The following is a 22,974-nucleotide window of genomic DNA, read 5'->3' as shown; positions in this document are numbered from 1 at the left end:
TATCTATGGCGACAATTTTACTGATTATCATTTATCTGGCGTTTATCAGCCTGGGGCTGCCGGATTCGCTGCTGGGATCGGCCTGGCCGGTGATGAACCAGGAGCTGCAGGTCCCGCTTTCCGGAGCGGGAATGCTCTCCATGATCGTTACCGGAGGGACGATCCTGTCCAGTTTTTTAAGCGGGGTCTGTATCCGCAGATTTGGAACCGGCATGGTTACGTTCGTCAGTGTTTTGATGACGGCAGTGGCACTTCTGGGCTTTTCGCTGGCGCCTTCCTTTCTGTGGTTGTGTATACCGGCTGTCCCTCTGGGACTGGGCGCGGGAGCGGTGGACGCGGCGCTCAATAATTTTGTTGCGCTGCACTATAAAGTAAGCCATATGAACTGGCTCCACTGTTTTTGGGGGCTGGGAGCGATGTCAGGACCTATGATCATTTCCGTATTTTTACAGGAAGAGAACGGGTGGAGAAAAGGATACCGGACGATCTTTGGGATACAGTTCGCGCTGGTCCTTATTTTGTTCTGGACGATGTTCCTGTGGAAAAAGTTTGAGAACAAGGATATGGTGGGCGGGGATGAGAAGCCCACGGGAGAAAAGATCCGGGTTTTGAAGCTGCCCGGAGCGGTTCTGGCCTGGCTGGCTTTTTTCTGTTATTGTGGGGCGGAATTGACTGCGGGACTGTGGGGCAGCAGCTATCTGGTGAAAGTGAAAGGAATCTCCGCCGGTACGGCAGCCCGCTGGATCTCCCTGTTTTATTTGGGCATCACGCTGGGCAGGTTCCTGTGCGGCTTTCTGGCGGTCAGGTTTCAGAATAGAAGCCTGGTGCGCCTGGGACTGGGTGTCTGTCTGGCAGGCTGTTTACTCCTTTTGCTGCCTCTGCCTGCAGCAGTATCGATGCCCGGCTTTGTTTTATTCGGACTGGGTTGTGCGCCTGTATTCCCGGGACTGCTTCATGAGACACCGGCGCGCTTTGGCAAAGAGACATCCCAGGCCATGATGGGAACGCAGATGGCATTTGGCTATATCGGAAGCACACTGCTGCCGCCGCTGTTCGGACTGGCTGCCCAAGCAGGCTTTATCCGTCTCTTCCCATGGTTTCTGCTTCTGCTGACGGGCGGCATAATTCTAAGCTCTGAGGGAGTGGATGTAAGGACTGCGCGAAGGCAGTAATATCTTATATACTCCGGGAATAGTATGGAGTATGAGGAAAAGAAACGGTTATTTTAAAATCATAATCAAATATAGCGGAGCCCTGATCGCGTTTTTGATCGGCTCCGGATTTGCCAGCGGCCAGGAGGTGCTGCAATTTTTCAGCGCCTACGGACCGGTTGGAAGCCTGGGCGCCGGCGCGCTGGCCTGTCTTCTGTTATTCTGGGCATTTCGGACCGTATTGCGGGATGTTCAGATATGGAATCTGGAAAATACAAACCAGATCTACCGCCGGTACTGCGGCAGAATTCTGGGCGGTATTTTTGAATGGCTTACCCCTATTTTTCTGTTCCTGCTATATGTGGTGATGCTCTCCGGAGCAGGGGCGCTGCTGGAAGAAAATTACGGACTGCCGGTGTGGACCGGCCGCTTTTTGATGCTGGGACTAACCTTGTTTACGGTATTACTGGGACTGGACCGTCTGGTGGATATCATCGGGAAAATAGGGCCGGTGATCATCATCTGCGTCGTATGCATGGGGATCGCCTGCCTGATTCAAAAGCCGGTGTCCATCCCGCAGATGTATGAAAAAATGTCGGGATTACCGTTGACCAGAGCCGCCGGGACCTGGTGGCTCTCAGGCCTTAGTTATGCCAGCTTCAATATCATGACGATTCTTCCGTTTCTGACCGGGATCGGTCAAAAACTCCCGGACCGCAAAACCAGCAGATACTGCGCGGCGGGAAGCAGCCTGTCTTTTATGATGGCGGCCATGATTCTGAACTTCGGAATGCTGGGCTCCATCAATCTGGTCTGCGGCAGAAACATACCGGCCCTGGTGATCGCCGGACAGTGGTTTCGGGGCGCATCCGCCGTGTTTACGCTGATGATGTTCGCGGGGATCTATACCACGGCGGTACCGATGCTCTGGTCTTCCGGCAGCCGGGTCTACCCGGATGATAAAAGCAATGGGTTCCGGTGGACCGTCCTGATTCTGGCTGTGGCCGCCTTTTTTGGGGGAAGCCTGCCCTTTGCCAGGCTGGTGAACCTGATCTATCCCTGTATGGGATATCTGGGATTCCTGGTTTTGGCCGGGATGCTTGCGAGCGATATCCGGCTGCTTTTAAAGGTCAAGCAAAAGCACGTGCCTCGATAGATCCTCAAGGGTATCACGCTCACGGATCAGCTGAACCTGGCCGGATTCCCGGATCAGGATCTCCGCGGGGCGCAGCCGGTTGTTATAATTTGAGGACATTGTGTAGCCATAGGCCCCGGCATCCTGGATGCCCAGAATGTCATGCCGGAAGATTTCCGGAAGTGTCCGGCCGGCGGCCAGGATATCCCCGCTCTCGCAAATATTGCCGACGATCGTGACTTCTTCCTGCCTGGTGGAAGGGACATTACTTTCCCGATAGATTTCCACCTCGTGGTAGGAATCATAGAGGACCGGGCGGGCCAGCACGTTAAAACCGATGTCACAGCCAACATATTTGTGGGAATGGTTATATTTTACCGCATGTACCTGGCCTAATAAAACGGAACACTCCGCGCTGATATAGCGGCCCGGCTCGATGCGGAAAGTGACCTGGCTGCCGTATTCTTTGGCAAAATCATATAAGGCCTGGTCAAGACGGAGGCCCAGAGAAGACAGATCCAAAGGCTGTTCTCCCTGGCCTTTTTTATAGGGGATGCCGAAGCCGCCTCCCAGGTCGATGAAGGAAAGACCCGGAAACTGCCTCGCGATGGAGAAAAGGGAGGGCAGGCTGTCCAAAAAGGCCTGATCGGTCATAAATAGCGAACCGATGTGCTGGTTGATACCTGTAAGCGTCAGATGATATTGATCCAGCAGCTGTTTTACCTGGGGCACACAGGAGGGGTCCACGCCGAATTTGGTCTTTTTGCCTGCGGTGACCACTTTGCTGTGATGACCGGCGCCGACACCCGGATTAAACCGGACTGCCACCCGGCCTCCCGGGCAGAGCCGGCCGAACTGCTCCAGCTGGCTTAAGGAATCCACGCTGACAGTAACGCCCTCGTCGATGGCATAGCGCATTTCTTCCTCGGACACGTTATTGCATATATAGAAAATCTCATCGGACGTAAATCCGGCCAGTTTTTCCATATAGATTTCTCCCGGGGACATGGCATCCGCTTCAAGCCCCTCGGATCGGATAATCTGCAGCAGCGCAGGATTACTGTTGGCTTTGGCGGAATAATCCACCACAAAACGGGGATACGTAACCAGATTTTTAAGACTGCGGCAGCGGCTGCGCAGGATTCTTTCATTATAGATATAAAGCGGCGTACCGTAATTCCTGGCCAGCTCCACAGGGTCCAGCCCCTCGAAAAAGCCGGTCTGATCGGTCACCTTCGTATAAATTTTGTGCATAGATAAATGCCTCCTCTTACGTCGTTCCGGATGGAAACGTTAGTTATTGCTTTATTATAATCCTGAAAGCCAAATTTGTATAATAAATTTGCGGAAAAAGGAGAACAGGAGGACCGGAAGGGTCTGAACAGAGAGTGGACAAGAGACGCCGGCCGGAGAATTATGTATGTTCAAAGGCCTGTCAGGTTATAATATAGAATGGATTCACATACATAATTTTCCCCCAGTCTGAAAGGAGAACAAATATGAAAAGAATAGCAGCAAGTCTGATGGCAGCAGTCACAATGATATGCCCGGCATGCTCTTCCCCAATTAACAGACACAAATTGTAAAAATTGGCTAAATTATCTATTCGAACTCCGTTCAATTTGACAAAAGTTGACATATTGTTTAAGAAAAAGATATATGTTATGATAGATATGGTAAATACATCAATAACCGGGGGGTGTATCCCATGGATGCAAAGGAATTATTACTACGGAACACCGGAAAACTCAAACCAATTCTGCACATGTATAATACGGTCGCGGGGAGAAATCGTTTGAGGGCAGGCACCAATAACACGCTGGATATAGGGGCATCCTATCTGAAAGGCGTGAAGCTGGACATACGTGGACGCAATAATACGATCATCATCGGGGACCTTTGTATATTAAAGAACTGTACGATCCGCATCATCGGCGATCATAATGTGCTCTATATTTCCGATCGGGTGTCAGCTAATCAGACGGAGTTTTATATGGAAGATGACAGGAATGAGATACGGATCGGTTATCATACCAGCATAGAAGGCAGAACGCATCTGGCGGCGCTGGAGGCGACGAAGATCCAGATCGGCGAGGAATGCATGTTTGCCAGCGAGATTCATTTTCGGACCGGGGACAGTCATTCCATTGTGGATCTGCAGGGCAGGAGATTTAACTTTTCCAAAGACATTATCATTGGACGGCATGTCTGGATCGGCTATCGGGTAATCTGCCTGAAAGGGACAAAAGTTCCGGACAACTGCGTGGTAGGGGCGGCCTCTCTTTTGAACAAAGAGTACACCACCTCCAACAGTATCATAGCCGGGAACCCGGCCAAAGTGCTGCGCAACGATATCAACTGGCTGAGAGAGCGGATCGCTGAGAACTGCATATCGGTAGCCGAACAGGGTTTCTGGATGCCCGAGGAGCAGATCGCAAAACAGATGTAGATGACAAACCGGGCAGGCGCGGCCGGATACAGGAACTGAATATTTAAAAAATGAATGCAGGTGAAGAGCGGAGAACCGTTTTTCACCTGTTTGGTTTTACCGGGTGCCGTGCTTGCAGCTATTGACATAAGTGATACGATAAACATATAGAAGCTTGTAAGGAGGAAGAAGATCAAATCAGTTAACCGGATAGAAAGGATGGATACATATGAAAGTAAAAGTGATTTATTGCAGCCATACCGGTAATACGGCACAGTTAGCACAGGCGATAGCCGACGGTCTTCCGGCAGCGGCCGTTCCCCGGGAATTAGCGGCGGGTTTTACGGATGAGGAGAATGAAATCGATGAGGACGAGCTTATCTTCGCCGGATTCTGGGTTGACAAGGGCGGCTGCCCGGAAGAAATGACGGAGCTGCTCAGAGGAATCCATCACAGAAAGGTGGCTTTGTTCGCAACGGCGGGCTTTGGACAGGACGCCGCCTATTTCGCCCGGATCGAACAAAAGGTCAGAGCTTTGCTTCCAGTGGACAACCGGTATATGGGCGCGTTTTTTTGCCAGGGAAAGATGCAGATATCCGTCAGGCAGCGCTACGAAGAAATTCAGAAACGGAATCCGGAGGATTTAAAAATAAAACAGAGTATTGAAAATTTCGACCTGGCTTCGACCCATCCGGATGACCAGGATTTGGATCATGCGAAAAAATTTGCAGCGGAAGTATATCTGGCGGCGCTTAATAAATAACAAATTCTGAAAGGAGAAGAAAAGAGATGATGAGAAATCCGGAGCAGACAATTGGTAATCTGATGGATAAACAAAAGGTAGTATATGTTGGTTCCGTGGATGAAGAAGGCTTCCCGAATGTCAAGGCCATGTACACGCCGAGAAAGAGAGAGGGGATCAAAACGTTTTATTTGACAACCAACACCTCATCCAGACGTGTCGGTGAGTTTCTAAAAAAACCGCAGGCCTGTATCTATACCTGTGACAGAAGATTTTTCCGTGGAGTCATGCTGACCGGCACGATGGAGATATTGACGGACCGGGAAAGCAAGGAAATGATCTGGCAGGAAGGGGATACGATGTATTATCCCGGCGGGGTGGAGGATCCCGATTACTGTGTGTTAAAATTCACAGCGGTGAAAGGCAGATATTACAGTAATTTTAAATCGGAAGATTTCAATATATAAGATGGCTGCGCACCAAATCAGGATTTTCACATATTATACACTATATAATGAATAAGGAGTGTATGGATATGTGTGGAAATCAAGGAACAACCCTTCCCGGATGCGGCTGTGAACCTGTGCGGCCGGACTGTGGCTGTAAGGAAGCGCGTCGTGACTGCGGATGCAAACAAGTGAGAAACGATTGTACATGTAATAACACACGTCCGGACAGAGGATGTGCCGGAGTGCGTGTTGAGAATAGATGCAGCGGGGTCCGTCCTGACTGCGGATGCGGCGAATCAACGGCCTGTAAAAAGGTGCAGGTATGTAAAGAGGTAAAAGTGTGCAAGGAGGTGCCGGTCTGCCGGGAAGCCCGTCCCATGGCGGAGTGCCGGCCCCAGGATCGGCCGTCCTGCGGCTGCCGTCCCGAGAACCGCCCGATGCCGCCGTGCCGTCCCGAGAACCGCCCGATGCCGCCGTGCCGTCCCGAGAACCGCCCGATGCCGCCGTGCCGTCCCGAGAACCGCCCGATGCCGCCGTGCCATCCGGAGTGCCGGCCCTGCGGTCCGGTTCGTGATGATAGTTATGCGCAGGGGTATAGGGATGGATACCAGGCCGGATATGCAAGTGGATATGCGGCGGGTATGGAGTCCTGCAGAAATACTGCCCGCTGTTTCGACCCGTTTGCCAAACCGGAATCCGTCTGTCTGAATACGGGGAACTGCGATTGCTAAGAAATATTCGTTAATTCGTGTTTGGCGTAGTTGATATAGGAATAGAGAGATCACCGGTCAGTAACATCCTGGATGTTGATGCCGGGGATCTCTTTTTTTATTCCATAGGTAAGTGTGCCTATGGAATAAAAGCCCTCCGGGGGATCGCCCTGCGGCGAAAAGGAAGATGCCGTTTACCCGGACCGCTGCAGGCGAAGAGGTTCACAAGCGAAACTCTTTTTCTATAAGATTATGCGGACTAGATTCATATAGTTCACGGCAACAATCATCAAATATTTTCCTTGCAAAACAATTCACTTTGTGATAATATAAAAGAACGAAACGATTAGCGATAAGCAAAGGAGGTGAAAATTTGGCGGCAACAATCAAAATGGTGGCGGAGAGAGCGGGCGTATCCGTAGCTACTGTATCAAAGTACATAAACGGCGGCAATGTCTACGAAGAGAACCGGGAGCGGATTCAGAAAGCGATCGAAGAGCTTGACTATAAAATCAATGAAGTAGCCAGGAGTCTGAAGACCAATAAGACCTATACCATTGGTGTTCTCGCCGCGACGATACAGAGCAGCTTTATCACGAGTATTATTTCAAAGATCCAGTATACCCTGCTTCAGCACGGGTACAGCACCATTATCGCAGACTATCAGGAGAATAAAAAGCTTGAGAAAAAACAGCTGGACGTCCTTTTGATGCGCCACGTTGACGGCATCATCCTGTTCCCGGAGGAGAATGAAGAAGAAATTGTCCGGTTTATCAAAGAACAGAACGTCCCGATTGTGATGGTGGATAATATGGTAGAGGGGATTCCTTGCGATGCGATCCTGACCGATAACATGGGTGGTGTATACACGGCGGTGGAGGAACTGATCAAGCGCAGCCACAGGAGGATCGGCATGATCACGGGACCCGAACAGATGTATACATCCAGAGAGAGGATGAAAGGCTACTGCCGGGCTTGCGAGGATTATTTCGTGGAAGTGGTACCGGAGCTGATCCGTTATGGAAATTATGATATTGAAAGCGGATACCGTTGTTTTATGGAACTGATGGAACTCGCCAATCCGCCGACGGCCGTAGTGGCCGGAAACTATTATATGGCGATCGGCGCCTTGCAGGCCATCAATGAAAAGGGGATAAGGATTCCGGAGCAGTTATCCTTCATCGCCTATGACCACATGGAGTTTGCCGGGATTATGACCCCGAAGATCAGTACGGTAAGCCAGCCCCTGGGGAATATCGGTCAGGTGGCGGCAGAGAGAATAGTACAGAGAATAAAAGGAAATATGGAAAATTACCCACAGGTAGACCGGTTGAAAACCAGTCTGAACCTTACCGGCTCTGTAAATAGTCTGTAAAATACCTGTGAGAGGCAGTGCGCTGCGGCGGAAAGGCTGATACCGTGTCAGATCCGCTGCAGATGGAGAGTTTCGCTTGCGAAACTCTTTTAAAAAAAACAAGCGCGAAACGATTAGCTCTAAAAGAGAAAGGGGAAGAAAAATGAAAAAACATTTCCAAAAAGCAGCAGCGATTTTATTGAGTATATCCATAGTTTTAAGTATGATCGGATGCCAGTCGAAACAGGATGCAAGTACGAAAGAGGGGGCACAAAGTACTGCAGCCGGTGCTAACGGCCAGGATGCTGATGAAAATGGCTCGGAGAACCTAAGCTCAGAAGAGCCCGTCAATATCCGGGTGGCAAGCGTATACGTAGAAGGGCATTCCATGAATAAAGTGTTTGAAGAAGTGCTGACTGAGTTTAAAAACGATCATCCCAATGTGACGATCACCGAAGAGTTTATGCCCAGCGAGCAGCTGAATCCAAAATTGAAGACAGATGCGGCGTCCAATAACATGCCGGATATTTTCCCGGTTTGGGCCGGAATGACGAATCTGGAAGGCATCCAGGCCGGCCTGTGGATGAATCTGGAAGAAGAGCTGAACAAGGATTCCGCCTGGAAAGACAGTTTCGGTTCCGGAACCCTGGAACAGTTCCAATACGAAGCAGCACCCGGATACTGGGCTGTTCCGCTGTGCAGTTTTGGTCTTGGATTCTATTACAATACGGAACTTTTTGAAAAAGCTAATGCAGAACCGCCCAAAACCTGGGACGAACTGCTTCAGGTTATTGATAAATTAAAGGCGATCGGTGTGACTCCCTGGGAGATTGGCGGTAAAGATACCTGGCGGTGTGAGCATCTGTTTTCGAACCTGTATTATAAAATGTATGGAATCGACCAGGCGTCGAAGGTTACAGACGGTTCATTAAAATACGATGATGAATCCTTCCTCCGCGTATTTGAAAAAATGTTGGAACTGGTAGACGCAGGCGCATTTGATCCGAATATGATCGGTATTGATTACGCGCAGGAAGTGGCGAATTTTGCCAGCGGCAATTCCGGTATGCAGTTCAACGGCGCGTGGGCTATCGGTGAGACAGACGGTCCGGACACTCCGGATACGATCAAAGGAAAAGTCGGTTTCTTCCCGTTCCCGAATATGGAAGGAGCAGAAGAGTTTGACGGACAGTGGTTTGGCGGGGTCAGCGATGCATTCGCAGTCCGGGCAGATCTGGAAGGACAGAAAAAAGAACTTGTGATCGAACTGCTGAAGAAGATCACAGCTCCTGAGACAGCGAAAAAGATCGGTGAAGAATCCGGAAATATCCCTTCCGTTAAGACCGAGTTAGATCCGGAGAAGACAGGCGCTCTTATGCCTATCGTTCAAGAGGCGATCTCCGGGGCGGATCAGTTTGCAGGAGATTTTACCGGATTTGAGACGAACAGCGCCGTGATACGTAAGATCGAGAACTTTAGCCAGGCAATATTAGGAAAACTCATCACGCCGGAAGATGCGTGTAAACAACTGGCGGAAGAAGCAGCGCGCTAATAAGCAGCCGTCACCGGGTGTCTGAACGGACGGCGGATCAGTCCGCATATCCGTATACCAGATGCCCGGTGAAAGAAGGGGGTAATTATAATATGAAGAAAGCCAAGTCGCTGAAGACAGCCCTTTGTTTTCTGGCTCCAGGGTGTTTGATCTATGCTGTATTTATGTTGTATCCGATTCTTCAATCCCTCTATCTGTCTTTTTTTGAATGGTCGGGATATGCGACGGTACCGCCGGAATTTGTCGGACTTCAAAACTATCATTATATGTTTACAGACAGTATTTTCTACAAAGCTCTGCTGAATAATCTTTTATACATGGGAATCAACATCGTGATTCAGATTCCGGTCGGACTGCTGTTAGCGATCTTTCTCTCCAAAGGCCGCCGGGGCACCAGATTTTATAAAGCGGCGTTTTTCATGCCGGTCGTGCTTTCTGCTACGGCGATTGCCCTATTGTGGAAATTTATTTTATCTCCGGGAAACGGCCTGTTAAATACACTTCTTGATTCTGTAGGACTTTCCCAATTTACTCATATATGGCTTGGGGAACCCGGCACCGTCATGTCGGCCATCGCTGTGGTAGGCGCATGGCAGGGAGTCGGCTATGTCATGATTCTGATGCTGGCGGCTCTTGTAAATATCCCCGGTTCCGTGCTGGAACAAAGCGTCATCGACGGCGCTGGGTCTGTGCAGCGGCTCCGATACGTGATTATCCCTCTTATGTGGAGCGCCATCAAAACGAATCTGGTACTGTTGATCATCGGCTCCATAAAAGTATGTGATATTGTCTATGTCATGACCGGCGGCGGACCGATGTACTCAAGCGAGGTGCTTACCACCTATATGTATACCACGTCCTTTAAGAACGGATCATTTGGACTTGGCAGCGCCATTGCGACGTTTATCTTTCTATTTGCCGTGGCCCTGACCTTGATCACGAATAAACTATTGAAGAAAGAAAGTATTGAATACTAGAACGTGTTTGATAACCTCCAGTTCAAACACGCTCTGGGGGGAGGAGTAAATATGGAAAGAAAAAAGAAAATATCCCAAAAAACCGGCCGGTGTATATTTATCATCTGTATGGCGGCGGTCAGCCTGATTTTTATATATCCCTTGATCTATACGATATTGGCGTCCTTAAAGGACAACCAGGAAATTTTTTCAAATCCTTTCGGTTTTCCGAAGGCCCTCCAGTTCGGAAATTATATCAAAGCCTGGGGACAGGCCAGGATGCAGACCTATTTTCTGAACAGTGTCTTCATCACGGGAGTTACAATGTTCTTTCATTTACTGCTGGGTTCCATGGCAGCCTTTGTAATTGCCCGGTTTCAGTTGAAAATCAGCCGCTTTATGGCCGGCTTTTTCGCTCTGGGAATGATGATTCCGATCCAGTCCATCCTGATCCCGATTACCAAGATGGCGGTGAGCTTTCACATGTCGGATAACTACCTGTTTTTGCTGGGCGTATATATAGCGGGTGGACTTCCCTCCACCACCTTCATAATGTCTAATTACCTTGGAAGCTTTTCCTCTGAGATTGAGGAGGCGGCCATAATGGATGGATGCGGGATGGGACGGTTTTATCTGAAAATGCTGGTGCCGATCTCGAAACCGATCTTTGTGACGATGGGGATCATGAGTTTTATCAGTACTTGGAATGAACTGATGGTGGCAATGGTACTGATCAAAGAAAACAGCATGAAGACGCTGCCTTTGGGACTCTTGAATTTTACGGGAGCCTACAGTACGGATTATGCAGGGCTGTGCGCGGCCATCGTTATCACGGCGGTTCCTATTATTATCATGTATCTGCTTATGCAGGAACATGTGGAACAGGGACTGACGGAGGGAGCGGTAAAGGGGTAATGGACATCGCACTTTGTGTATAAAATAACGGGCAAATGGAGAGCAGTATGGATATACTAAGACAAATGGATCTGTGTAACGTAACCTATCATGAGTTAGGGGAGACGGACCGGAGCGCGATGCCGCTTGGCAACGGCAATCTGGGCGCCAGTGTCTGGGTAAACCAGGATGGGCAGATCTGCCTCTACCTGGCGAGAAACGACGCACTGACGGAATATGATAGAAATGTAAAACTGGGAATGGTGCAGATTACCTGTACGCCGAATCCCTTTACCTCCGGGCGCTTTGAACAGGAATTAAAGCTGACGGACGGCCTGATCGAGATTCGCGGAGAAAACGCCGCAATACAGATATTCGCGGGCAGGCAAAGAGACACCTTGTACATATTGGGAAAATTCGAACAGCCGGCAGAAGTTCGGGCAATATACCGCACCTGGAGAACCCGGCCGGCTGTGCCAACGGGTGAATACATTGGCCCGTGCGGTGTATGGGAAGAGCCGGATACCGTAGAATACCGGGACGGACGGATCTACTTTTGCCATAAAAACGGAAAGACCGTCGTGAGGGAGACCGCAAAACAGCAGGGATTTACAGATGCTTCCATGGAACTGATTCCGGATTCGATCAGCGGCCGGGTATTCGGCGGTCTGATGGGTTTGGCAGGGGCCAAGCGCAGGGATGCCTGTACCCTGGTAAATGGGCAGGTCCGCTCTCTGGATCTGAGAATCGCCACAGGAAGCACGCTTTCGGGTGAGAACTTTGCAGATGAACTGTGTGGGGAATGGCAAAACATCCGGGATCCATACCTGGCGTTGGAAGAAGTGAAAGCCTGGTGGAGGGAGTACTGGCAGAAAAGTTATATCTTTGTGGAGCATGACGATCCGGTTTCCTGCCCGGTGGTGGAGGAACTGGAAGCGGTTAAAAAGGAGACGGCGGAATACAACTGTGGTCTTACATCCAATGTAACGAAAGCCTATGTGTTTACAAAATATATGACCGCCTGCTGCAGCGGCGGAGAATTTCCGATTTATTATAATGGGATGCTCTTTCAGCTTTGCCCTGGCGAGAGAAATCATTACTGCCGGGAAAATTTTGGGCGTGTGTTTACCGCCCAGCCGCATGAGATCGATGAGGAATATAATCCGGATGAGAGAAGCTGGTGTCAGGAGCAGCTTTGGCAGAATGTCCGGCACCCGTATCACTCCATGCTGGCCAGAGGGGAGACAGAGCCGGTCCGCAGATTATTCTCTTACTACCGCAGATTCTGGAGACTGAACCGTTATCGGGCGGATCGCTACTATCAGGCGGAAGGCCAGCACAATACGGAGATGACGATGAGCTTTGGCCTGCAATCCATGGGTATTTATGGGAAGGACCGGGAAGGGATTCCGCAGGGATATGCGGTCAACCGATGGGGCGGAGCGGTCGATATTTCCCCCGGTCTGGAATTAAGTATGCTGATGCTGGACTATTATCAGTTTACAAAGGACGAGGTTTTCCTAAGAGAAGAGGCCGTGACGTATATAAAGGATCTGCTCCGCTATATAGAAACCAGATTTCCGAAAAAATCCGATGGTGTAATGCAGATCGGTCCTCTCAATTCCGTGGAGACCTACCGGGATACCATCAATCCGCTGCCGGTGGCCGCAGGGCTTCACGCAGTGCTGGACCGCCTGTTGGAACTGGGGCCGGAGAAAACAGGAGACGGTTCTTATTTTAAGGATTACCGGGAGAAAATACCTCCGCTTCCGGTCGGCGGAAAGGACAAGGAGCGTCTGCTAATGCCTGCTCAAGGGTACCAGGATAAGCGGTATAACGTGGAAATTCCGGAGCTGTACGCCTGTTTTCCTTTCCGTTTGTTTGGAATTGGAAAAGCAGACCGGGAACTGGCGGTTCGTACATACAGAACGCGGACAGAGGAATTCGGGCTGCGCAAATGTTTCCGTATCGGCGAGACGCCGGATGAACCCAGTTATTCCGGCTGGCAATATTTGGGAGTAGTGGCCGCCATACTTGGACTGACCCGGGAAGCGGAAGACATCCTGACGCACAACTGTGCATTACAGAATCCTGGCTGCCGGTTTCCGGGAATGTGGGGGCCGGTCTATGACGCGGTGCCGGATGTGGATCACGGGGCAAATATACTGAATCAGCTGCAGAAGATGGTGCTGCAGACAGAAGGGGATCAGATCTATCTGCTGCCCGCTTTTCCAAAGAAATGGGATGTGAGCTTTCGGCTCTATGCAGATGCGGCTACGACGGTGGAAGCAGAGTACCGCGGGGGAAAAATTACAAAGCTGTCAGTCAGTCCCGAAGACAGGCGGAAAGATATCGTGTTTCAAGAGTCGTTTCCAGCAGTACAACAGATATAACTTTGGAGGAGCGGATTTCCTAGAAAGGAGAGCTTACTATGGGAGTTGGGAAAGTATTGGCGGGAGTAATCTGTCTGGTGGGATTCATGGGTTTTTCGGGGGGAGTCTGTCTCGCGGCGGAGACGGACGCTTCCGGTTGTACATTATATGTTGACCAGTTAAACGGTTCCGATGAAAATAACGGGGAGTCTTTGGAACAGGCGTTTCAGACGCTGGAAAAAGCCAGGGATACCGTAAGGGGGATGGAGCAGACAGCAGACATTACCGTCTGTGTGCACGGCACCTACCGTCTGGCGGTTCCTTTTACGCTTACGCAGGATGATTCCGGGAAAAACGGCCACAGGATCACATACAAAGGCCTTGAGGGGGATAAACCTGCGGTTTTGACAGGCGCGGTTCCGATAGAAGGATGGGAACTCTATGATGAGGCCGGGGGAATCTATCGGGCTCAAACCGGTACGGACCATTACACCAGAGATTTGTTTGTAAATGGTCAAAAGGCTGTCCGGGCGAGAGAAGTCAATCCGGACGGATTTCAGATGGACGCTTCCTGCGGATTTATCTGTCCGGAGAGTGGCAGGTTCAGTGAAATGGGGGCTTGGGGAAATATCCCGGATATCGAGATCTCCCAGCTTGTGAAGTGGACGAATCAAAAAGGGACCGTTGCGCAGATTCGGGATGGTAAAATATATATGAAGCAGCCATTCTGGGACAGCACCAGAAGACTGGCGCAATGGGGGATCGGTATGACAGAGCCGGCTGTGATCGAAAACGCATATGAGCTTCTGGACGAGCCGGGGGAGTGGTATTTGCAAAGGGACACCGGTTATCTTTATTATATTCCAAAAGACGGAGAGGATATGGAATCACTTTGTGTGGAAATGCCAATCCTCGAACATCTAATTGAGGCGCGGGGAGACATAGAACAGCCGGTACAGAATCTGGTGTTTGAAGGAATTACGTTCACCGGTACGACGAATCTGGCGCCGCTTCGGGCAGAAGGATGGCCGGATCACCAGGCGGGGGTCTGCGAACATCTCGGCTCAAACGCAGAAAGCTATGATGAAAAGGGGACTGCGGCTCTGGAGTTTGACTGGGCGCATGGGGTAACGGTCCGGGCGTGTACCTTTACCAATTTGGGTAATGGAGGAATAGCGTTTGATCTGGGCAGCCGGGAAAATCTGATTACGCAAAATACTTTAACCGGAATCGGCGGCAATGGAATCATGATCGGCGACATAAACTGGGGCGGAAGCGGTCTCAATGAGATCGGCCAGAGCGATCATCATCCGGAAGATGAGCGCTGTGTCGTCAGGGATAACACCGTCAGCTATAACCATATTACCAGGATCGGAGAGGATCTCACCAGTGCGGTCGGCATCATGGTTGGATATACATATGGCACGGTTATCGATCACAATACATTGGAAGACCTGCCTTATACGGCAATCTCACTCGGCTGGGGCTGGGGAAGCTCCGAGGAAGGTAATGTCAGAACGGATCTGACGGGATATAATCAGGTAACCTATAACCGGATCGCTAACTATATGAAGACCAACCTGGACGGCGGGGGAATCTATACCCTGGGGCAGCAGGAAGGCTCTGTGATACGTTATAATTATCTGTCGGGCCAGGACAATGAATATGCGTACATTTACCTGGATAATGGAACCGAAGATTATCTGGTGGAATATAACGTGATCAGCAGTGAAGAAGGGGGAAGAGGGACCCATTGGTATATGAGTAATAACATGGGAGGCGCATCGGAGATCCAGACATTCCGTAATATGTGCCGGTTCAACTACTATTCTTCCGGACTGAGTGTGTTTAATAATTCTCCTTACTGTACAGTGGGAGGAAATAAAGAACTTATCCCCGGACAATGGCCGGAGTATGCGCTTGAGATCGCGTCTAACGCTGGCATAGAAGGTTTAACAAACTCGGAACCGCCGGATTTTACAGATAATTTCGCCCTATGTCAGACGGCATTTTCAAGTAACTGTTACCAGAATAACCAGCTCTACGCGGCGGAGCGGGCCGTCGACGGGGATGAGAATACCAGATGGGCCTCCGATGAAGGCCAGGAATACTGGTGGCTGCAGGTGGATTTCACAAAAGAGAGAACGTTTAACCGGGTCGTCATAGATGAAGGCAGTTACAAAGGACGGATCAGAGATTATACGATTCAGTATTGGGATGGAAACGGATGGATTTCCCTGTACAGGGAGCAGACCCAAAACGCTTCAAAAACAATAGCGGTTGAAACTGTCTCAGCCTCGAAAATCAGACTTTGGATCGATGAGGCCGCTGTAGGTCCGACTATCAGTGAATTTGCGGTATACTATCAGGAACCGGAAGAATTGCTGTCGGAGAATGATTTTGAAGATAATATAGGTTCGTGGATGAAACTGGGCAGTGTCAAACTGAACACAGACAGGTTAAATCCGTTCGCAGGAGAGCGTTGTCTAATCATATCGGAGAGGACGGCTGAGTGGCACGGAACCCAGCAGAAAATAAAAGACCAGTTGGAGCAGAAGGGAAAGGGAACCTATCACCTGAAAGCTTATGTGAAATTATCGGAAGGTTCGGGGCATGCCAAAGTACAATTGAACCTGATTGACCAGGATGGTGCGCACTATCCAACGGTTACCGGGGAAGTCAGTTCACAAGGATGGACTTTAATAGAAGGGGATGTGGAGGCGGACTGGACAGGCCGGCTGCAAGACGGTTATTTCGCTGTCAACACGGTGGACGTCATCGATGCGGATCTTTATCTGGATCAGTGCAGTGTACAGTGGGTCCCTTAGAAGGCTAAAGTAAGTTATGCGGCGAGCCATAGATTTTGACTTTTGAATCGAAATCTATGGCTCATTTTATTCCACACGAGGAAAGTGCGCCTATGGAATAAAAAGACCTCGAGGGGATCGCACTGCGGCGGAAAGGAAGATGCCGCTTACGCGGCCCGCCGCAGGCGGAGAGTTTCGCAAGCGAAACTCTTTTTTTGTTGTAGTAACGGTCTATTCGTGATAGACTATAGAAAAGAATGGTCTATTGATATTAGACCAGGCCGGACAAATTTCGGGGATATGGGGGAAAACAAGATGGAAAAACTCTTTCTTACAATCTTAAACATGAGTATAACCGCAAGTTACGTCATTCTTATCATTCTGGCAGTACGAATGCTGTTAAAAAGGGCGCCAAAAATATTTTCCTACATACTTTGGTGCGCGGTGCTGTTCCGTCTGGTCTGCCCATTATCTATAGAAGGAATGTTCAGTTTGCTGCCTTCCGGAAATGCGGCAATTCCGGAAGTGACTGTGTATCAGGAGCCTGCCATGCCGGAAAATCCAAACCCTAATACAGCGGATAATTCCGGACAGGCCTTGCAGACGCCTGTCCGCCCGGCTGACAAAACACTACCTCAGCTGGGTATGATGGCGGCCGCAGTGATCTGGCTGTCGGGAATAATCGGAATGCTGGCTTACAGCATCCGGTCCCTGGGCAAGATGAGGAAGCTGCGAAGAACAGCCTGTCTATACAAAAAGGACGAAATCCAGGGGATACTTACAAGACGGAAAATAAATATCTATGAAGGGAAGCATGTGCAGACGCCTTTTGTAATGGGAATTCTCCGTCCGGCCATATATATACCAATCGGATTGGAAGAATCGGAGCGAAGCTACATTATATGCCACGAACAGGTCCATATCAAGCGGTTTGATTACCTGATCAAACCGCTGGCTTATCTGATCCTGTGCATTCATTGGTTTAATCCGCTGGTCTGGGTATCATTTCTGTTGATGGAAAAGGATATGGAATTATCCTGCGATGAACGGGTCCTGCACGACATGGGGAACCAGATCCGAAAGGAATACGCCTCGTCCCTGTTAGCGTTGGCCTCCGGACGAAGGGCCTTAAACGGAGGCCCTCTGGCTTTCGGTGAAAATGATATAAAAAGCCGAATCCGCAATGTGTTAAATTATCACAGGCCGGCTTTCTGGGGGATCCTTGGATCGGCGGTGGTGCTGATTATCGTATCTGCCGGATTGATATGCAGTCCTGCTGCCCGGGAATCCATGAAATGGGCAAAAAATTTAAGCTCGGAAGACATCACTAAAATCGAGCTGGTGGTTATGCCGGCAGACGAAGAAAAGCAATACCGTGTATTTGCTCCGGAAGAATATCCGGAGATAGTAAAGCTTATGAAGGACTCACGCGGCCGGTATGTGAGGGAACCGGAAGAGCTGGCCGGAGGAGAATTGAGTTTTTATATAACCACAACGGACGGGGTGAGGCACCGGTACGCCAACAGCGGCAACGTCTATCTGGTAATTGACGAGGACAGCTACCGCGCTTCCTACGGCTGGCTGTCCCGGTGGGACTACGAGGGCGATGACAAGCTGCCGGAAGGATTTTTTGATGGCGCACAGGATAACGGTGAAGAAATGACAGGCGGTGCGGACACCGGCGGGATTACATTTCCTTACTCCATGGGAATTACGCCCGTTACCCTTGCGGACAAAAGCAGTGTCGACGTGGAACTGGTAATGACAGATGGAAAATTATGGAGATCCGACGATCCGGACTTTATGTACGGCGGTTATTTTCAGGACGGAGAGAACTATGTGGGAAAGTTTGAACTGCGCACGCTTAAGGACGGCCGCGTCCTGGATCAGATGCCGGTACAGCTGTCCCAGCCGGAACTGTGCTTTTACGGCCCGGTGACCCTTGTGACGGCCGACTATAACGGAGACAAAAACCCGGAATTTACTCTTGGAAGCTGGGTGTGGAGCGGAGGAAACGAGTATAATCTATACAGTATAGACACCGGCGGCCGCCTATCCCTACTTAGCTACATCGAACGCCATGACGAAAGAGAAGCGTCCGTATTGCTGGATCAGCCGGCTCCAGGAAGCTTTGCTGTAAATTGGTATAACCAGCAGTCTGGAGAAGACGAGGCGGTTCTCTATCACTGGAACGGTAAAAACTTCGAGCAGGAGGAGTAAAATATAGTATAATAGAAAGGTAAACGGATAATAGGAAGGATAACAATAAAATGAGAGGAGATCTACTATGAAAGTGATATATCACATCGATGAGTCGGAAAAATGGAATATGGTATTGGACAATGTTACGAATATGCTGAATTATGGAGCGGAAAACAATACCGCCTTTGAAATTGAAATAGTAGCAAACGGGATAGCGGTCACCGGACTGTTCCGGCAGGAAGCAAAGGAAGCGAACCGCTATGCAAGGATGGAAGAGCTGCATACGAAGAAAGTTATATTTGCCGTCTGCAACAACGCGCTCAAAAAATTTGCTGCCCAAAATACCGTCCTGTGTCCCTTTGCAACGGTGGTACCTGCCGGTGTAGTGGAACTGGCAAAAAAACAGGAGGAAGGATATTCCTACATCAAACCATAATAGGCTTTTGCGGACGGTCGCGGAATTCCCGGTTCGTTACTCCACGACATTCCCCCAGTAAAGCGTTAAAGCCCTAAAATAAAACACGTGCAAATTTGAGAAATAGATGATATAATGCTATTTATACTATTGAACAATGGGGGAAATGACATGATTTGGGCAAAAGAAGAAACACTTCCCAGAGCCGAGATAGAAGAGATCCAGCTGGCCAGGCTGCAAAGTACCGTGTCCTATATTTACGAGCGGGTGCCTTCTTATCGGAAGAAAATGGAAGAGGCCGGCGTGAAGCCGGAGGATGTAAAAACATTAAAAGACCTTCAGAAGCTGCCGTTCACCAACAAGAGCGATTTCCGGGAGAATTATCCCACCGGGATGTTCGCGGTGCCGTCCAGTCAACTTCAGCGGGTGCATGCATCCTCAGGGACTACAGGCAAGCCGACCATTGTCGGTTACACAAAGAACGATCTGCATATGTGGACAAATAATGTATCCAGGATCGCCTGTCTGGGCGGCGCCACCGGTGATGATATCGCGCAGATCTGCTTTGGCTACGGGATGTTTACCGGAGCGCTTGGATTACATATGGGTTTGGAAAATATAGGCGCCTGTGTGATGCCGACTTCTACGGGAAATACGAAGAAGCAGCTGATGTTCATGCAGGATATGGGCACGACCCTTCTGGTGGCGACGCCATCCTATGCGCTTCGAATTGGTGAAGTGGCCAAATTAAACGGGATCGATCCGATTCGCGACCTGAACTTAAAGATCGGCCTGTTCGGCGGAGAAGGCATGACAGAGGCCATGCGCGCCGAGATGAAGAAGATGTGGGGAGAAGATTTCCTTTGTACGCAGAACTATGGGATGAGCGAGCTATGCGGGCCGGGGGTTTCCGGAGAGTGTGAATATCTGTGCGGCATGCACATCAATGAGGACTGGTTTATTCCCGAAATCATTGATCCCAATACAGGCGAGGTATTGCCTGCGGGAGAGAAGGGGGAATTGGTTATCACCTGTCTGGGCCGGGAAGCGCTGCCTCTTTTGCGCTATCGGACGAAAGATATCTCCAGGCTGTTCTACGAGCCGTGTAAATGCGGAAGAACCACCTGCCGGATGGAAAATCTGTCGGGACGTTCGGATGATATGCTGGTTATCAGAGGCGTAAATGTATTCCCGGGCCAGATCGAGGAAGTGCTGCTGAAGATCGAAGAGATCGGGCCGCATTATGAGATCCTGGTGGAGAGGAAGAATCATCTGGATGTGATGACGATCTCCGTGGAACTGGTGGACGACCGTCTGCTGGACAAATATTCCATGTTGAGCGCTCTGGAGACCAGAATCCGTCAGGGCCTGCGGGATATTCTGGGTCTGGACGCCACGATACGGCTTATGGCGCCTCAGAGCCTGCAGCGATTCGAAGGAAAAGCGAAGCGAGTTACAGATCTAAGAAAGGATGGACTATAAGATATGGCAGAAACAAAGATAATGCTGGGAAACGAGGCAATCGCCCGGGGAGCCTATGAGGCGGGAGTGAAGGTGTCCTCCGCTTATCCCGGAACTCCCAGTACGGAGATCAGTGAATACATAGCGAAATATAAAGGGGAGGTCTATTCCGAATGGGCGCCCAATGAAAAGGTGGCGACGGAAGTGGCTATCGGCGCATCCATCAGCGGTGTGCGCTCCCTTGCCTGTATGAAGCACGTAGGGCTTAATGTGGCCAGTGACCCCCTCTATACAGCCTCCTACTGCGGCGTGAACGGCGGAATGGTCATGGTAGTGGCGGATGACCCGGGACTCTACAGCTCCCAGAATGAGCAGGACACCCGTATGGTGGCCAGAGCTGCGCAGGTACCGGTACTGGAGCCTTCCGACAGCCGGGAAGCCAAAGATTTTGTAAAATTTGCATATGAGCTCAGTGAAACATATGACACTCCGGTGATCGTAAGGGTCACCACCAGATTATCCCATTCCCAGGGCCTGGTGGAGCTGTGTGACCGCCAGGTGCCTGAGGATAAAGCATACGAGAAAAATCCGGCGAAATATGTCATGGTTCCCGGCAATGCGAAATTCCGTCATCCGGTAGTGGAAGCCAGGAATAAAAAGCTGGCGGAGGACGGCTGTTCTTTCCCGGTCAACCGGGTGGAAATGGGAGATACCCGCATCGGCGTCGTCACCAGCGGTATCGCTTATCAGTATGTAAAAGAAGTGCTTCCAAAAGCTTCGATCTGTAAACTGGGAATCGTCAATCCGCTCCCGAGAAAATTGCTGGAAGATTTTGCTTCCAAAGTGGACACTCTGTATGTGGTGGAGGAACTGGAACCCGTCATAGAAGAACAGATGCGTTCCTGGGGAATTCCGCTGATCGGAAAAGAGATCTTCACCGTTCAGGGTGAATACAGCGCCAACCTGCTTCGAAAAGCAATCTTAAAACAGGATCTCGGTTTAAAAGATCCCGCTCAGATCCCGGTTCGGCCTCCGATCCTCTGTCCCGGATGTCCGCACCGCAGCGTCTACCATGTGCTGAAGAAACTGAAAATCCATGGAGCCGGAGACATCGGCTGTTATACGCTAGGGTCCGCGCCGCCTCTGGGCGTGGTGGAGACCACGGTCTGCATGGGCGCCAGCATATCCACCCTGCACGGCATGGAAAAAGCCAGGGGAAAAGAGTATGTAAAAGACTGGGTGGCTGTGATCGGCGATTCCACCTTCCTTCATACCGGCGTCAACTCCCTGATGAACATGGTCTATAACCAGGCCAGCGGTACGGTCATGATCCTGGACAATTCCACCACCGGAATGACCGGGCATCAGGATCACGCGGCGACCGGTAAAACCCTGATGGGAGATCCCACCTACGCCATCGATATCCCGGGCCTGTGCCGCGCCATCGGCGTACCCAATGTGGTAGTGGTCAATGCGTTTGATATCGAGGAGCTGGAGCGGGTGATCAAAGAGGAGACGGCGAAGGATGAAATTTCCGTTATTATCACGAAATCTCCCTGCGTCCTGTTGAGCAAAGAGAAAAAACCGTATTACGCGGTAGACGAAGATAAATGCAAGAAATGCGGTATGTGCATGAAACCCGGATGTCCTGCGATGACCAGAAGGGAAGACGGGATCATAAAGATTGACGATACCATGTGTACCGGCTGCGGTCTGTGTGAATCCCTGTGTAAATTCGGAGCAATTGAGAAGGCAGGTGAAAGATAATGGAGACAAGAAATATCATGATAGTAGGCGTCGGCGGTCAGGGAACCCTGCTGACCAGCAGAATCCTGGGCGGTCTGGCCATGGACGCGGGATATGATGTAAAATTATCCGAGGTACATGGAATGGCGCAGCGGGGCGGCAGCGTTGTTACCTTTGTCCGCTATGGGGACCAGGTTTCGGAACCCATCGTGGAAGAGGGCTGTGCGGATGTCCTGATCTCCTTTGAGCGGCTGGAAGCCATGCGGTATGCCCATTTCCTCAAAAAAGACGGCGTGCTGATCGTCAACGACCAGCGGATCGATCCGATGCCCGTCGTGATCGGAAGCGCGCAATATCCGGAACACATACTGGAAAATCTGGAAAAAGAATATAAGCTGTATTCGATCGACGCGATGGCGGAGGCCAGGAAACTGGGCAACACCAAAACGTTTAATCTGATCGTACTTGGAGTGGCGGCCCAGCATATGGATTTCAGCAAAGAGCAGTGGTGCAGGGTGATCGAAAAAACGGTTCCCCCGAAAACCATCCAGGTCAACCTGCAAGCTTTTGAAATAGGTTACACAAAATAGGAGGTTCGAA

At 50.3% G+C, this 22,974-nt stretch carries 18 protein-coding genes; 17 read left to right on the top strand and 1 reads right to left on the bottom strand.

Translation table 11 applies throughout. The features are described 5' to 3' along the window. Positions 1-5: 5 nt before the first annotated feature. Together KTH89_RS05650 and KTH89_RS05645 are read left to right on the top strand one after the other, a co-directional pair. Positions 6-1,172 (top strand): MFS transporter, encoded by a 1,167-nt coding sequence (locus KTH89_RS05650; RefSeq protein ID WP_238720991.1) that lies wholly within the window; start codon positions 6-8, stop codon positions 1,170-1,172. A gap of 31 nt (positions 1,173-1,203) precedes the next feature. After that, on the top strand, positions 1,204-2,307 hold the full coding sequence (locus tag KTH89_RS05645; RefSeq protein ID WP_238720990.1) for a YkvI family membrane protein: 1,104 nt from the start codon (positions 1,204-1,206) through the stop codon (positions 2,305-2,307). Here the strand turns inward: KTH89_RS05645 and lysA are convergent. Then, positions 2,275-3,540 carry a diaminopimelate decarboxylase gene (gene lysA, locus KTH89_RS05640; protein WP_238720989.1) on the bottom strand — a complete coding sequence of 422 codons (1,266 nt, stop codon included), beginning with the start codon at positions 3,538-3,540 and terminating at the stop codon, positions 2,275-2,277. The two genes, KTH89_RS05645 and lysA, sit on opposite strands and share 33 nt — an antisense overlap. Before the next feature lie 454 nt (positions 3,541-3,994). Between lysA and KTH89_RS05635 the strand changes: the two genes are divergently transcribed. From KTH89_RS05635 to KTH89_RS05565, 15 genes are all read left to right on the top strand, one after another. Next, positions 3,995-4,735, top strand: a complete 741-nt coding sequence (locus KTH89_RS05635) for an acyltransferase (RefSeq protein ID WP_238720988.1) — start codon at positions 3,995-3,997, stop codon at positions 4,733-4,735. 208 nt (positions 4,736-4,943) lie between these two features. Next, complete coding sequence (gene bilS / locus KTH89_RS05630) at positions 4,944-5,477, top strand: flavodoxin family protein BilS (protein ID WP_238720987.1); 534 nt, start codon at positions 4,944-4,946, stop codon at positions 5,475-5,477. 29 nt (positions 5,478-5,506) lie between these two features. Beyond that, positions 5,507-5,923 carry a pyridoxamine 5'-phosphate oxidase family protein gene (locus KTH89_RS05625; protein ID WP_158342843.1) on the top strand — a complete coding sequence of 139 codons (417 nt, stop codon included), beginning with the start codon at positions 5,507-5,509 and terminating at the stop codon, positions 5,921-5,923. Between the two features lie 224 nt (positions 5,924-6,147). Further along, positions 6,148-6,636: a hypothetical protein gene (locus KTH89_RS05620; protein ID WP_238720986.1), complete on the top strand. Its 489-nt coding sequence runs from the start codon at positions 6,148-6,150 to the stop codon at positions 6,634-6,636. Between the two features lie 352 nt (positions 6,637-6,988). Continuing rightward, positions 6,989-7,990, top strand: coding sequence for a LacI family DNA-binding transcriptional regulator (locus KTH89_RS05615; protein ID WP_238720985.1), 1,002 nt, complete (start codon positions 6,989-6,991; stop codon positions 7,988-7,990). A 142-nt stretch (positions 7,991-8,132) separates the two neighbouring features. Then, positions 8,133-9,521, top strand: a complete 1,389-nt coding sequence (locus tag KTH89_RS05610; protein ID WP_238720984.1) for an extracellular solute-binding protein — start codon at positions 8,133-8,135, stop codon at positions 9,519-9,521. 92 nt (positions 9,522-9,613) lie between these two features. Further along, positions 9,614-10,498 (top strand): carbohydrate ABC transporter permease, encoded by an 885-nt coding sequence (locus KTH89_RS05605; RefSeq protein WP_238720983.1) that lies wholly within the window; start codon positions 9,614-9,616, stop codon positions 10,496-10,498. A gap of 51 nt (positions 10,499-10,549) precedes the next feature. Beyond that, the gene (locus tag KTH89_RS05600) at positions 10,550-11,392 is read left to right on the top strand and encodes a carbohydrate ABC transporter permease (protein WP_158342804.1); all 843 of its coding nucleotides are present in this window, start codon (positions 10,550-10,552) and stop codon (positions 11,390-11,392) included. A 47-nt stretch (positions 11,393-11,439) separates the two neighbouring features. Further along, positions 11,440-13,764, top strand: a complete 2,325-nt coding sequence (locus KTH89_RS05595; RefSeq protein WP_238720982.1) for a DUF5703 domain-containing protein — start codon at positions 11,440-11,442, stop codon at positions 13,762-13,764. 38 nt (positions 13,765-13,802) lie between these two features. Beyond that, entirely contained in the window at positions 13,803-16,571 is a 2,769-nt protein-coding gene (locus tag KTH89_RS05590) for a discoidin domain-containing protein (RefSeq protein WP_238720981.1), read from the top strand. 294 nt (positions 16,572-16,865) lie between these two features. Beyond that, complete coding sequence (locus KTH89_RS05585; protein ID WP_238720980.1) at positions 16,866-18,770, top strand: M56 family metallopeptidase; 1,905 nt, start codon at positions 16,866-16,868, stop codon at positions 18,768-18,770. Positions 18,771-18,837: 67 nt separating this feature from the next. Then, positions 18,838-19,188, top strand: coding sequence for a DsrE family protein (locus KTH89_RS05580; protein WP_238720979.1), 351 nt, complete (start codon positions 18,838-18,840; stop codon positions 19,186-19,188). Between the two features lie 150 nt (positions 19,189-19,338). Then, on the top strand, positions 19,339-20,649 hold the full coding sequence (locus KTH89_RS05575; RefSeq protein WP_158342799.1) for a phenylacetate--CoA ligase family protein: 1,311 nt from the start codon (positions 19,339-19,341) through the stop codon (positions 20,647-20,649). A gap of 3 nt (positions 20,650-20,652) precedes the next feature. Then, a complete protein-coding gene (iorA, locus tag KTH89_RS05570) occupies positions 20,653-22,395 on the top strand; it encodes an indolepyruvate ferredoxin oxidoreductase subunit alpha (protein ID WP_238720978.1) in 1,743 nt (580 codons plus the stop codon). Next, positions 22,395-22,964 (top strand): indolepyruvate oxidoreductase subunit beta, encoded by a 570-nt coding sequence (locus tag KTH89_RS05565; RefSeq protein WP_158342797.1) that lies wholly within the window; start codon positions 22,395-22,397, stop codon positions 22,962-22,964. Before iorA ends, KTH89_RS05565 begins: the two co-directional genes overlap by 1 nt. Positions 22,965-22,974: the final 10 nt, after the last annotated feature.

Source organism: Diplocloster agilis, assembly GCF_019042275.1.
Classification (GTDB): Bacteria; Bacillota; Clostridia; order Lachnospirales; family Lachnospiraceae; genus Diplocloster; species Diplocloster agilis.
Note: the sequence above shows the minus strand (reverse complement) of the source record. Positions and strands in the feature narration are given on the sequence as shown.

Bases quoted from the DNA above. Each gene is read 5' to 3' on its own strand.
- KTH89_RS05565 (WP_158342797.1), top strand. From the start codon at position 22,395: ATGGAGACAAGAAATATCATGATAGTAGGCGTCGGCGGTCAGGGAACC.
- KTH89_RS05635 (WP_238720988.1), top strand. From the start codon at position 3,995: ATGGATGCAAAGGAATTATTACTACGGAACACCGGAAAACTCAAACCA.
- lysA (WP_238720989.1), bottom strand. From the start codon at position 3,540: ATGCACAAAATTTATACGAAGGTGACCGATCAGACCGGCTTTTTCGAG.
- KTH89_RS05610 (WP_238720984.1), top strand. From the start codon at position 8,133: ATGAAAAAACATTTCCAAAAAGCAGCAGCGATTTTATTGAGTATATCC.
- KTH89_RS05605 (WP_238720983.1), top strand. From the start codon at position 9,614: ATGAAGAAAGCCAAGTCGCTGAAGACAGCCCTTTGTTTTCTGGCTCCA.
- KTH89_RS05575 (WP_158342799.1), top strand. From the start codon at position 19,339: ATGATTTGGGCAAAAGAAGAAACACTTCCCAGAGCCGAGATAGAAGAG.
- KTH89_RS05595 (WP_238720982.1), top strand. From the start codon at position 11,440: ATGGATATACTAAGACAAATGGATCTGTGTAACGTAACCTATCATGAG.
- KTH89_RS05590 (WP_238720981.1), top strand. From the start codon at position 13,803: ATGGGAGTTGGGAAAGTATTGGCGGGAGTAATCTGTCTGGTGGGATTC.
- KTH89_RS05585 (WP_238720980.1), top strand. From the start codon at position 16,866: ATGGAAAAACTCTTTCTTACAATCTTAAACATGAGTATAACCGCAAGT.
- KTH89_RS05600 (WP_158342804.1), top strand. From the start codon at position 10,550: ATGGAAAGAAAAAAGAAAATATCCCAAAAAACCGGCCGGTGTATATTT.
- bilS (WP_238720987.1), top strand. From the start codon at position 4,944: ATGAAAGTAAAAGTGATTTATTGCAGCCATACCGGTAATACGGCACAG.
- KTH89_RS05625 (WP_158342843.1), top strand. From the start codon at position 5,507: ATGAGAAATCCGGAGCAGACAATTGGTAATCTGATGGATAAACAAAAG.
- KTH89_RS05650 (WP_238720991.1), top strand. From the start codon at position 6: ATGGCGACAATTTTACTGATTATCATTTATCTGGCGTTTATCAGCCTG.
- KTH89_RS05645 (WP_238720990.1), top strand. From the start codon at position 1,204: ATGAGGAAAAGAAACGGTTATTTTAAAATCATAATCAAATATAGCGGA.
- iorA (WP_238720978.1), top strand. From the start codon at position 20,653: ATGGCAGAAACAAAGATAATGCTGGGAAACGAGGCAATCGCCCGGGGA.
- KTH89_RS05580 (WP_238720979.1), top strand. From the start codon at position 18,838: ATGAAAGTGATATATCACATCGATGAGTCGGAAAAATGGAATATGGTA.